Source organism: Aureimonas sp. SK2 (genome assembly GCF_029813115.1).
In the GTDB taxonomy this organism is placed as follows: Bacteria; Pseudomonadota; Alphaproteobacteria; order Rhizobiales; family Rhizobiaceae; genus Aureimonas.
Window position 1 is genome coordinate 1 of sequence record NZ_JAPZDS010000012.1, and the last position, 11,902, is coordinate 11,902.

Annotated in this window: 10 protein-coding genes; 5 read left to right on the top strand and 5 right to left on the bottom strand. The window is 66.6% G+C overall.

Translation table 11 applies throughout. The features are described 5' to 3' along the window. Positions 1-32: 32 nt before the first annotated feature. Positions 33-1,187 carry an FAD-binding oxidoreductase gene (locus tag O5O54_RS15195; protein ID WP_279482671.1) on the bottom strand — a complete coding sequence of 385 codons (1,155 nt, stop codon included), beginning with the start codon at positions 1,185-1,187 and terminating at the stop codon, positions 33-35. Between the two features lie 112 nt (positions 1,188-1,299). Between O5O54_RS15195 and O5O54_RS15200 the strand changes: the two genes are divergently transcribed. Both O5O54_RS15200 and O5O54_RS15205 read left to right on the top strand, forming a co-directional pair. After that, entirely contained in the window at positions 1,300-2,052 is a 753-nt protein-coding gene (locus tag O5O54_RS15200; protein WP_279482672.1) for an IclR family transcriptional regulator, read from the top strand. Positions 2,053-2,236: 184 nt separating this feature from the next. Next, a protein-coding gene (locus tag O5O54_RS15205) for an IS3 family transposase (RefSeq protein WP_279482673.1) occupies positions 2,237-3,339 on the top strand; the annotation gives its coding sequence in 2 pieces (ribosomal slippage) (positions 2,237-2,498 and positions 2,498-3,339; 1,104 coding nt in all). Between the two features lie 145 nt (positions 3,340-3,484). On the opposite strand, the gene gyrB is transcribed toward O5O54_RS15205, so the two are convergent. Further along, complete coding sequence (gene gyrB, locus O5O54_RS15210) at positions 3,485-5,935, bottom strand: DNA topoisomerase (ATP-hydrolyzing) subunit B (RefSeq protein ID WP_279482674.1); 2,451 nt, start codon at positions 5,933-5,935, stop codon at positions 3,485-3,487. Between the two features lie 197 nt (positions 5,936-6,132). On the opposite strand from gyrB, the gene O5O54_RS15215 reads away from it, so the two are divergent. Together O5O54_RS15215 and rpsU are read left to right on the top strand one after the other, a co-directional pair. Then, positions 6,133-7,512: a cytochrome P450 gene (locus O5O54_RS15215; protein ID WP_279482675.1), complete on the top strand. Its 1,380-nt coding sequence runs from the start codon at positions 6,133-6,135 to the stop codon at positions 7,510-7,512. 232 nt (positions 7,513-7,744) lie between these two features. Further along, positions 7,745-7,984 (top strand): 30S ribosomal protein S21, encoded by a 240-nt coding sequence (gene rpsU / locus O5O54_RS15220; RefSeq protein WP_119540027.1) that lies wholly within the window; start codon positions 7,745-7,747, stop codon positions 7,982-7,984. Between the two features lie 74 nt (positions 7,985-8,058). Here the strand turns inward: rpsU and O5O54_RS15225 are convergent, their stop codons facing one another. Both O5O54_RS15225 and cysK read right to left on the bottom strand, forming a co-directional pair. Then, on the bottom strand, positions 8,059-9,009 hold the full coding sequence (locus tag O5O54_RS15225; RefSeq protein WP_279482676.1) for a mechanosensitive ion channel family protein: 951 nt from the start codon (positions 9,007-9,009) through the stop codon (positions 8,059-8,061). Positions 9,010-9,146: 137 nt separating this feature from the next. Further along, entirely contained in the window at positions 9,147-10,175 is a 1,029-nt protein-coding gene (gene cysK, locus O5O54_RS15230; protein WP_279482677.1) for a cysteine synthase A, read from the bottom strand. Positions 10,176-10,439: 264 nt separating this feature from the next. On the opposite strand from cysK, the gene O5O54_RS15235 reads away from it, so the two are divergent. After that, entirely contained in the window at positions 10,440-11,276 is an 837-nt protein-coding gene (locus tag O5O54_RS15235) for a GGDEF domain-containing protein (RefSeq protein ID WP_279482678.1), read from the top strand. Between the two features lie 5 nt (positions 11,277-11,281). Here the strand turns inward: O5O54_RS15235 and O5O54_RS15240 are convergent, their stop codons facing one another. Further along, positions 11,282-11,899, bottom strand: coding sequence for a LysE family translocator (locus O5O54_RS15240; protein WP_279482679.1), 618 nt, complete (start codon positions 11,897-11,899; stop codon positions 11,282-11,284). Positions 11,900-11,902: the final 3 nt, after the last annotated feature.

Genomic DNA, 11,902 nt, shown 5'->3' on the forward strand with positions numbered 1-11,902 from the left:
GAAGAGGAGTAAGCCGGGCGTCGCCCTCCCGGTCAGCCGTGCAGCTCCACCGGCGTGGAGTGACCTCGATGCGAGTTGAAGCGCGAGAGCCGGAAAGGATCGATCGGCAGTTCGGTCGCGCCCCCTTCCGCCAAATCCGCCAGGATCTGACCGGTGACGGGACCGAGGCAGAAGCCGTGTCCGGAGAAGCCGGTGGCCAGCACCAGTCCGCCAGCCTCTGGCAAGACGTCGATCACCGGCAACGCATCGACCGTCTGATCGATCAACCCGCACCAGACTTTATCGACGCGCACGTTCGCCATCATCGGAACGAGACTGCGCACACTTTCCAGAATGCGCAGCACGCTGTCGGTGGTCGGCCGGACCTGCGGGCGTGGATTGTACTGCGCCCGCCCGTCCCAGGTTTCGTGACCGCCACCGAAACGGAACTCTCCGCCGACCTCCTGGCGAAGGGTCGTGTCGCCGTTCGCGACGCCGATTACGGGCAGTGGCTCGCCCGGGGTGGATACGGAACGGAGCATCGTCGCACTCATAACTTCGAACGGCACACGCAGGTCGAAGGGCGCGATCAGCTCGTTGCCGTGGACCCCGGTCGCGAGCACGACCTGCGATACGTCGTACCGCCCGGCCGGTGTTCGCACGCTTTTGCTTCCTCCGGCACGAACCTCCACCGCTTCGACTCGCTCGCCGAACCGCGTCACCACGCCATGGCGCTCACCTGCTGCCACGAAGGCCCCGACCGTCGCAGAAGGGTCGGCGTGGCCGTCACTTGGGCAGAAACTTGCGGCCAGCACACGTTCCGAAACTACCGGCACTGCGTCGCGCACAGCGACTCCTTCCAACAGCTTCATCTCAAGACCAGCATCTTCGTGCTCGGCAACAACGGCCTTGATGCGTTGGACCTCACTCTCGTCGCGAGCGCAGCGCAGGTTGCCGACCTGCCGATAATGGGTCGGACCGTCGAGCCGCTCGGCAAGGTCCTGCCAAAGCTCGACCGCGCGCTTTGCCAATGGCACCTCAGCTGGGTGGCGGCCCGATTGCCGCACGCCGGCGAGGGTCCACCCAGATGCCATGGCCGCGGGGCCGTATTGATCGATCAAGACGACCTTATGTCCGCGGAGCGCCAGCTCGTATGCTGTTGCAGATCCACTGATGCCCGCCCCTACCACTGCAATATCGAAGCGCATTGCCATTCCCCGATCGCTGATCTCCTGCCCTAGACTGGCCCGATAATGCGTTTTTGACAAAGCAATCGGTGCCGATAAAAGGTATATCGAGAAGTTTGTACGGAGATTGGCTGTGTCGACGGAGAGTTCCAGTACGACCGAAAGGGCAGCAGAGATTCTCATCCACCTTGGGGCTGCCGGAAGCGATGGACTATCCCTGCAAGCTCTGTCGCAGCATCTGGGTGGAGCAAAATCTGCCGTCCGTCGAGGCTTGATCGCCCTGTCGAAGAGCGGTTTTGTCGAGAACGCTGGACGATATGGACACTATCGGCTTGGCCCCGCAATTTTCGGCCTAGCCAATCGTCCGTCCTCAACGATCGAACTCGTCCGTCGCTACCGGCCCGCTCTAGCCGAGGTTGCAGCAGTTACTCAGCAGGCAAGTTATCTGATGGTCCGCGCAGGCTTCGATGCCATCTGCATCGACATGCACGAAGGCACCGCCTTCGTGCAAACCCTGACAGGGGGTATTGGAGGCCGTGTTCCGCTGGGCATTGGCCCTGGCTCAATCAGTCTCCTGACCCTTCTCGACACACGCTTGGCAAACAGTACCATCGACCACAACGCGGCAAGGTTCGAGCGATACAACGGAGCGGATACGACGAAGGTGCGTCAAACCTTAGAACGGGCGCGCATGCTGGGATACAGCTACGATATTGGGGAAACCTTCCCAGACGCAGGGGGTGTTGGCGTTCCTGTTGTAGCGAGTTGGGGGAAAACCGCCGCTGCCATCTCCATCGCTATTCCGGCTTCGCTGCTGAACCCAAAACGCGCAGCCGAGATCGCTACCGAGATCCGGGCCGCTATTTCAGCCTGCCCATCCGCCTGATCGATGTAGGCAGGCTATACAATCTGGTCGACCGACCCTGTAGTCCGCGGGCTTATCGCACTGATCCTGATGCGAACGGCGTGGAGTTTGATCGAAGGAAAGGTGATCTGCTCCCGAAAAACTGGATCGTTCTGAACTGGAGTTTTCTGCGGTAGCATCCCTTGGCCGGGAGGAGCGGAGAACGATGAAGGCATCGAAGTTCTCGGACGCCCAGAAGGCGTTCATTTTGAAGCAGGGCGCTGATGGCATCGCAGTCGCCGAGATATGCCGACGGGCCGGGATCAGCCAGGCGACCTACTTCAACTGGAAGAAGAAGTATGACGGTCTGCTGCCGACGGAGATGAGGCGGCTGAAGCAGCTCGAAGACGAGAACGGAAAGCTTCGCAAACTCGTCGCGGACCTGTCGTTGGACAAGGAGATGCTGCAGGACGTGATCCGCCGAAAACTGTGAGGCCTGGCCGCAAACGCGAGCTGGTGGCGGAGACGTGCAAGGAATGGGGTGTCTCGATCCGGCGAGCTTGCCGGGTCCTGGAGTTCGACACCTCGACCTATCACTACAAGTCCCGTCGCCGGGATCAGGCCGGTTTGGCAGCTCGCATCAAGGACATCTGCATAACGCGGGTCAGCTACGGTTACCGTCGCGTTCACGTACTGCTTCGGCGCGAGGGCTGGGCTGGCAACATCAAGCGAACCTATCGGGTCTACAGGGATCTCTACCTGCAACTGCGGAACAAAACGCCGAAGCAGCGGGTAAAGGCCAAACTCCGGGACGATCGGCAGATGGCTGCCGGCCCGAACGAGGTCTGGGCGATGGACTTCGTCCACGATCAGCTCGCGATGGACAGGAAGATCAGGATTCTCACGATCATCGATACGTTCAGCCGCTACGTGCCCGCGCTCGACCCTCGGTGCCGATATCGGGCCGAGGACGTCGTGCGAACGCTCGAGCAAATCTGTCCCGTCATCGGTTATCCCAAGACCATCCGCGTCGATCAGGGCACCGAGTTCGTATCCCGCGAACTCGACCTATGGGCCTACACGAATGGCGTGACACTGGACTTCTCCCGGCCGGGCAAGCCCACCGACAACGCCTACATTGAAGCCTTCAACGGAAGGTTCCGAGCGGAGTGCCTCAACCAGCACTGGCTCCTGACGCTTGCCGACGCCGTGGAAAAGTTGGAGGGTTGGCGCAGATACTACAACGAGGAGCGCCCACACGGGGCGATCGGGAACAAGGTCCCGATCTCGTTCATCAATCCCGACGGCGCCACCGGCCCGCCGTCGTGACGAAGCCGGGAAACTCCAGCTTCCGCCGGTCCAAGGTTTGGGAGCGGATCAATCACTCCTGCCCCCGGCTAATTGCGCAACAAAACTATATTTTATGCGCAACAAACGGGAGATAATTGCGCAACAGCACATCGAGTCAGCCGCCTCAGATGTCGAGGTTGGCGACCTGCAGGGCGTTGTCCTGAATGAACTCGCGGCGCGGCTCGACCTCGTCGCCCATCAGGCGGGCGAAGAGCTGGTCGGCGTCCGTGGCGTCGGCGATCTTCACCTGGAGGAGCGAGCGGACCTCCGGGTCGAGCGTGGTTTCCCAGAGCTGTACGGGGTCCATCTCGCCGAGGCCCTTGTAGCGCTGGAGCGACAAGCCCTTGCGGCCGACCTCGAAGACGGCGTTGAGGAGATCGAGCGGCCCCGACAGGGTGCGCTCGGTTTCCTTGCGCTTGAGAACCGGCGGCGTGTCGTAGATCTCGCCGAGCCGGCCGGCCAGGCGGTGCAGTGCGATGGCGTCGGCCGAGGCGATCAGGGCGGCGTCGAGTGCCTGGACCTCCAGGACGCCGCGCACAGTGCGCTGGAAGCGGTAGCCCCCCTCGCCGTCCGCCTCGCCGATCCAGCCGCGCTCGGTCTCCTCGGCCACGGCGTCCAGCGCCTTGGCGATGCGATCGGCCATGACCTCGGCCTCGCCGCGGTTCTCCGCGACCGCGGGGCTGAGGGCACCCGCGACGGCCGCATGCTCGACCACCGGCCGGGCATAGCGCGAATGGAGGCCGTTCAGGATCTGCCGAACCTGCAGCGCATCGTCCACCACGGCGCGGAGGTCGCGGCCGGAACGGACCTCGCCCGAACCCAGCGTCAGCACCGCGTCTTCCAGCCCGCCGTCGATCAGGTAGTTCTCCAGGGCCTTCTCGTTCTTGAGATACTGGCTCTGCTTGCCGCGCGTCACCTTATAAAGCGGCGGCTGGGCGATGTAGACGTAGCCGCGCTCGATCAGCTCCGGCATCTGCCGGAAGAAGAAGGTGAGGAGCAACGTGCGGATATGGGCGCCGTCGACGTCGGCGTCCGTCATGATGATGATCTTGTGGTAGCGCAGCTTGTCGGCGTCGAACCCGTAGGTCGAGCCCTCGAACGTGCCGATGCCGGTGCCGAGCGCGGTGATCAAGGTGCCGATCTGGTCGGACGAGATCATTCGGTCGAAACGCACGCGCTCGACGTTCAGGATCTTGCCGCGCAGGGGCAGGATCGCCTGGTTCTGGCGCGAGCGGGCGCCCTTGGCCGAGCCGCCGGCCGAATCGCCCTCGACGATGAAGATCTCGCTCTTGGCGGGGTCCTTCTCCTGGCAGTCGGCGAGCTTGCCGGGCAGCGTCGAGACGCTCATGACGTCCTTGCGCACGGTCTCGCGCGCCTTTCGCGCCGCCTCGCGGGCGGCCGCCGCCTGGACCATCTTGCCGACCACGGTACGCGCGTCCGACGGGTGCTCCTCGAACCAGGAGCTCAGCGCCTCGTTCATGGCGCCCTCCACCACCGGGCGCACCTCGGACGAGACCAGCTTGCCCTTGGTCTGGGACGAGAACTTCGGATCCGGCACCTTGACCGACAGGACGCAGGTCAACCCTTCCCGGCAGTCGTCGCCGGTCGGCTGGACCTTTTCCTTCTTGAGCTGGCCGGAGCTTTCGGCATAGCCGATCACCTGACGCGTCAGCGCGCCGCGGAAGCCCGCCATGTGCGTGCCGCCGTCGCGCTGGGGAATGTTGTTGGTGAAGCACAGGACGTTGTCCTGGTAGCTGTCGTTCCACCAGAGCGCGGCTTCCACCGTGATGCCTTCGCGCTCCGCCTTCACGGTGATCGGCTCGGCGATCAGCGGCTTGCGGGCGCGGTCGAGATAGCGGACGAAGGCCTCGAGCCCGCCCTCGTAGAACAGCTCGTTGCGCTTCTCGTCGGCATGGCGCTTGTCCGACAGGACGATGCGCACGCCCGAATTCAGGAAGGCGAGCTCGCGAAGGCGATGCTCCAGCGTGCCGTAGTCGAAGGTCGTCACGCCCCGGAACGTGTCCGTCGAGGGCAGGAAGGTGATGGCCGTCCCCGTCTCGGAGCCTGCATCGCCTGTCACCTTCAGCGGCGCGTCGGCGACGCCGTGGGTGAAGCTCATCTCGTGGATCTGCCCCTTGCGGCGGATCTTCATCTTCAGCCACACCGACAGCGCGTTGACGACGGAAACGCCGACGCCGTGAAGACCGCCCGAGACCTTGTAGGAATTCTGGTCGAACTTACCGCCGGCGTGGAGCTGGGTCATGATGACCTCGGCCGCCGAGACGCCTTCGGAGGAGTGGATGTCGGTCGGAATGCCGCGGCCGTTGTCGGTCACGGTGCAGGAGCCGTCGGGGTTGAGCGTGACGGTGACCAGCGTCGCGTGGCCGGCCAGGGCCTCGTCGATCGCGTTGTCCACCACCTCGTAGACCATGTGGTGGAGGCCGGAGCCGTCGTCCGTGTCGCCGATATACATGCCGGGACGCTTGCGGACGGCGTCGAGACCCTTCAGCACCTTGATGGAATCGGCGCCGTACTCGGCCGCCGCGCCGGTGTTCGTCTCGAAGGCTTCTGACATGATGTTCCTGTGGTGACGCGAGAGGGAGCGTGACAGCTCCGCCCGCCCTGCACTCCTGCCCGTCCGGGCCTTCCGGATATAATGGTTTCCGCCCCGGAATCCAAGCTTTCCAGAGCTTTCCAGCAAAGGCCGCCGGGCTTTCGGCCAGCGCACCGCCTCCCCATATCAGCCGCTCCGACCAACCGGAGGACAGCGCGATGTCCGCAACCGCCGAGGCCTTCCTCGCCCCCGCCCCACGCCCGCAGCCGCGCCCGCTCTCGACGCCGGCCTTCATCTGGACCGCGATGCGCAACCCGATCGAGATCTGGGGCGAGCGCGCCTATCGCGAGAAGGTGCTGCGCGACGACTGGCTGAAGGTTCCCACGATCATCGTCAACGATCCGGCGGCGATCCGCCACTGCCTCGTCGACAATGCGGGAAACTATGCCATGCAGCCGCTGCGCCAGCGCGTGCTGCGGCCCATGCTGCGCGACGGCCTCCTGACCGCCGAGGGCGAGCTCTGGCGCCGCACGCGCCGCGCGATGGCGCCGATCTTCACCCCGCGCAACATCGGCGGGCTCGCGCCCATCATGGCGGACCGCTCGCAGGCCTTCGCCGAACGGCTCGCCGCCGGAACCGCCGCGGGATCGGTGGACGCGGCGAACGAGATGACGCTCCTCACCTACGACATCCTGCAGGCGACGCTCTTCACCGACGCGATCGCCGGCGAGCCCGTCGAGTTCGCGCGGGCCATGGACGACTTCCTCCACCGCATGGGGCGCGTCGATCCGCTCGATCTTCTCGACGCGCCGGCCTTTCTGCCGCGCATCGGCCGCTTCCTCGGGCGTCGCTCGACGGCCTATTTCCGCCGCCTCATCGCCGAGACGGCCGAGCGACGGCGCACGCTGCTGGCGCAGGACCCGGAAGGGGCGCCGCGCGATCTCCTGACCCTTCTCCTGCGGACGGACGGCCTGTCGCAGGCGGAGGTCGAGGACAACATCATCACCTTCATCGGAGCCGGCCACGAGACCACGGCCCGGGCGCTCGGCTGGACGCTGTATCTTCTCGCCAGCGCTCCGGCCGAGCGCGAGAAGGTCGAGCGCGAGCTGGACGAGGCGCTGCCGGGCCTGCCCGACCCGCGCGAATGGGCCGACGCGCTGCCGCGCACGCGCGCCGCGCTGGAAGAGGCGATGCGGCTCTATCCGCCCGCCCCTTCGCTCAACCGCATGGCGCTGGAGCGCGACGAGGTGTGCGGGCTCGAAGTGCCGGCCGGCGCCTCGCTCCTCGTCCTGCCGTGGCTCGTCCACCGGCACGAGGCGCTGTGGGACGATCCGTGGCACTTCAAGCCGGATCGGTTCCTGCCGCAGAATCGGTCGCGCCTCGACCGCTTCCAGTACATTCCCTTCGGCGTCGGTCCGCGCGTGTGCATCGGCGCCTCCTTCGCCCTTCAGGAAGGCGTGATCGCGCTCGCCTGTCTCCTGAAGGAGCTGCGCTTCGACTATGTCGGCGCCCGGCCGCCGCACCCGGTGCAGAAGATCACGGTCCAGCCGCGCGACGGCCTGCCCATGCGCGTCTCCCGGCGGCAAAAGACGCGATGACGCGACACGATCCGCCGGGAAGAGGCGGTTGCACCTTGATTTTGGCAGCGAAAGGCGCCATTGACACGCGATCGTTTGCCTGCCGACCGCGACGGACGTGGCCTATCCCCCCGGGAGAGGCCCCGAGCCATTCGGCTCCGCCGCCGACGGACGAATGAACACTGGAACTTCCGGGTGATCCCCGGACCTCAACCCACGGGGCCACGCCCCGGCCCTTATCGAAAGGATGCCCATGAAGGTCGACGTTCGCGACAACAATGTGGAACAGGCGCTGCGCGCCCTGAAGAAGAAGCTCCAGCGTGAGGGCGTCTTCCGCGAGATGAAGGAGCGCCGGGCTTACGAGAAGCCGTCCGAGCGCCGCGTCCGCGAGAAGCAGGATGCCATCCGCCGCACCCGCAAGGCCGCCCGCAAGCAGGCCCAGCGCGAGGGTCTTCTGCCCGCGCCCAAGAAGGCCGTTCGTCCCGGCCGCTGAGCCGACGCGCCTTTCGAGTTTCGTGAGGGCGGTGGATCTTCGGATCCGCCGCCCTTTTCGATTGTCCCGCTTCTTTATCCGCGTGGGTTGTCGACGACGCCCTGGCTCGGCGCTTCCGGCCTGTTGTTGACGAGGGCCGGATTGGCCGCCGGCGCCTCGTCCTGGCCGAGATAGCGCGAGGGATCGCTGTCGGTCGGCACGATGCGCTGGATCGCCTTCGGCTCCATGCCGCTGCCGAAGCGCTCCGCGAAACGCAGGCGGATGGCTTCCGCGATCCGCCGCTGAGCCGTCGCCGTCTCGCCCTCCGTCACGCGTCCGCGCAGCACCAGGACCTGCGCATCGGCGGTCAACTGGTCGAGAAAGGCCACGGGCTCGCTGAGCCGGCCCTCCCGGTCCGCCCCCTGCCACGCCTCGATCAGCGCCTGCCGCGCGTCCTCGAAGGGCATGTCGCGCGGCACGGTCACCGACCACGCGAGTAGGCGCGAGGCGGCGCGCGAGTGGTTGCGCATCCAGACGTTCCACAGCGTCGAGTTCGGCGCGAAGACGAACAGGCCGTCGAACGTCTCGAGATGGGACACGAAGAGCCCGATCTCGTGAACGCGGCCGGCGACGTTCTGGGTCTCGATATAGTCGCCGACGCGGAACGGGCGCAGCCACAGGAGCATGATGCCGGCGGCGATGTTGGTGAGCGTGCCCTGCAGGGCCAAGCCGACGGCAAGGCCCGCGGCGCCGAGCACGGCCAGCAGCGAGGTCATCTGCACGCCGACCTGGCCGAGGGCGATGATCAGCGTGAGGATGATCACCACGTACCGCACGATCGCGACCAGCGGCTCGCGCACCGTCACGTCGATCTTGGACGAGACGCCGAAGGCCCGCGTGACGAGATGCGCCAGCCGTCCGGCGAGAAAGAAGCCGGCGGCAAGAATCAGGATCGCGGCGACGAGATTGGGAAGAAAGGCGGCGGCCTCCGAGGCCAGACGCGTGAGAAAGGTGTGAGAGGTTTCCAGCGTTTCCTGAATGGGCATTCCTGTCGGTCCGTTCTGGCGGCGATGCGTCGGGCGAACGCCGCCTCCCGCACGGCGCCTCCCTTACAAGGGACAGGCGGCCCAAAAGGAAAGGGCCGCTGAGCGCGACCCTTTCCGTGGGTTATCCTCGGCCGACGTCAGATCGAGGGGGTGCCGCGCGGCGGCTCCTTGGGCTCGGCCTCGTCCACCAGCCCTTCGAACAACGCGGTCGAGAGGTAGCGCTCGGCGAAGGAGGGGATGATCACGACGATGGTCTTGCCGGCGTTCTCCTCGCGCTGGCCGACCTTGATCGCGGCCGCGAGCGCCGCGCCCGACGAGATGCCGACCGGCACGCCTTCGAGGCGCGCCACGAGGCGGGCGGTCTCGAAGCTGTCGTCGTTGGAGACGGTCACGACCTCGTCGTAGATCTCGCGGTCGAGGATGGGCGGCGCAAAGCCCGCGCCGATGCCCTGGATCTTGTGCGGCCCCGGCGCGCCGCCGGACAGGACCGGCGAGGCCTCCGGCTCCACGGCCACGACCTTGACGCCGGGCTTTCGGCTCTTGAGCACCTGGCCGGTGCCGGTGATGGTGCCGCCCGTGCCGATGCCCGATACGAGGATGTCGACGCCGCCCGCCGTGTCGTTCCAGATCTCTTCGGCCGTGGTCACGCGATGGATCTGCGGGTTGGCCGGGTTCTCGAACTGCTGGGGGATCACCGCGTTCGGGATCTCGGCCTTGAGTTCCTCGGCCTTGGCGATCGCGCCCTTCATGCCGCGCGCGCCTTCGGTCAGCACGAGTTCGGCACCGAGCAGCCGCAGCATCTTGCGCCGCTCGATCGACATGGTCTCGGGCATGGTGAGGATGAGCTGATAACCCTTGGCCGCGGCCGCGAAGGCGAGCGCGATGCCGGTGTTGCCCGAGGTCGGCTCGATCAGCGTGTTGCGGCCCGGGTGGATCGTGCCCGCCGCTTCCAGGGCCTCCAGCATGGCGACGCCGATGCGGTCCTTCACGGAGGCGATCGGGTTGAAGAACTCGAGCTTGGCGACGAGATGGGCCTTCACGCCCTTTTCGCGCGCCAGCTTGTCCAAGCGCACCAGCGGCGTGTCGCCGATCGTGTCGAGGATGGAATCGTAGATCCGGCCCCGGCCATGGGTGCGCGCGGCGGTTTCGCTCTTGGGATTGTCCATGGGATGCGCGTCCTCTTCCTGGTTTGCGGCGCCTTCGCGCTTGGAGTTCAGTCTAGGGCGAACGCGAGCCGCGACCCAGCCTTGTCCGGCCGCCAGAACGCTCTTCACGGCAATTTTGTGCCTCTGAAGCGCGCTGCCGCGGAATGAACGTCGCCCGACGCGCCGCACGGTCGAGCGCGATCGCTTCAATTGTCGCAAACGGCTTCACCTCGGCGAAAGACGCGAGCCTCAAACTCGGAAGTCGGACAGCGACCCAAGGGCATCATGCGACAGACTTCGATCGACGACCTCGCGCGGTTCTCCCTCGAGCTTCTCGGCCTGACGATGACGATGGGCGCCGTCATGGTGATCGCGGCCTTCTATACGTTCGACGGCTTCGGACTGCCGGCGACCCGCGCCACGCTCCTGTTCTGCCTGCTCGCGCTGTTCGGCTGCGCGTTGCCGCTCCAGGCCTACGCCGCCTTTCGCATCGTGCAGCTTCGGCGGCAGAACCGGCGGCTCCACCATGCCGCGACGCGCGACGGACTGACCCAGGTGCTCAACCGCGCGGCGTTCAAGCAGGCCGCCGAAGCCGAGATCGGCGTCTTCGCCCGCCGGCGCAACCGCGACGCCACGAACTATGCACTGCTGATCCTGGATGCCGACCACTTCAAGAAGATCAACGACCGGCTCGGCCACCATGTCGGCGACGAGGCGCTCACCGCGATCGCCTCCACCTTGCGGCGCTCTGTGCGCGAGGACGACCTCGTGGGGCGCCTGGGGGGCGAGGAGTTCGCCATCCTCCTGAAGGATGCGGGCGTCGAGGAAGCGCGCATCGTCGCCGAACGGCTTCGCCTGGCGATCGCGCGCGTCGAGGTCGGTCCGCCCGACCGCCGCACCAGGCTTTCCGTCTCGACCGGCGGCGTCGCCTTCCGGGGATCAGTCGGCTTCCAGGCGCTCTACCGAATGGCCGACGCCAATCTCTACGAGGCCAAGCGCAAGGGTCGGAACCGGGTCGAACTGTCCCGTCTCGGCTCCCTTGGCCGGGGTCCGACGATCGAGGGCGCGCCCGTCGCGCGGCGCCAGCGCGACGGCGAGGCGCGCCGGTTGACGGCGCGCTGAGAGGATCAGGCGCGGCGCGCCACCGTCCAAACCGCCGCGCCGGCCAGAAACACGGCGGCGCTGCGGTTGAGGCGCGCCAGCATGGCCGGCCGGCGCAGGAAGCCGCGAGCCCGCGCGGCCAAGGCCGCATAGGGCGTCATCACCAGAACGAGGACCGCCGCCGTCAGGAGCGCGAGGGCGAGATAGTCGGTCATCGTCACGCGGCGAAGATCCACGAGCGTCGGGACGAGCGCGAGGTAGAACACGATGGTCTTCGGATTGCCGAGCGTGACGACGAGACCGGCCAGGAAGCTGCGCGAGGCGCGCTCGCCGTTCAGGGCCGCGACCTGGGTGGGATCGCCCGCCGCGCTCCAGAGGCGAAAGGCCAGCCACATCAGGTAGACCGCGCCGCCGTAGCGCACCAGGACGAACAGGCTGCCCAGCATGTCCGCCACCAGGGCCAGGCCGAACACGGCGGCCGACAGGTAGACGAGGTCGCCGAGGACGAGCCCGGCGGCGAAGGCCATGCCATGGCGAAAGCCCGCCCCGAGCGCCCGTGCGACAAGGGCGACGACGCCGGGACCGGGCACCGCCGCCGCGATGCCGAGCGCCAGCGCATAGGCGAGAAATCCTGCGAGCGTCATCCT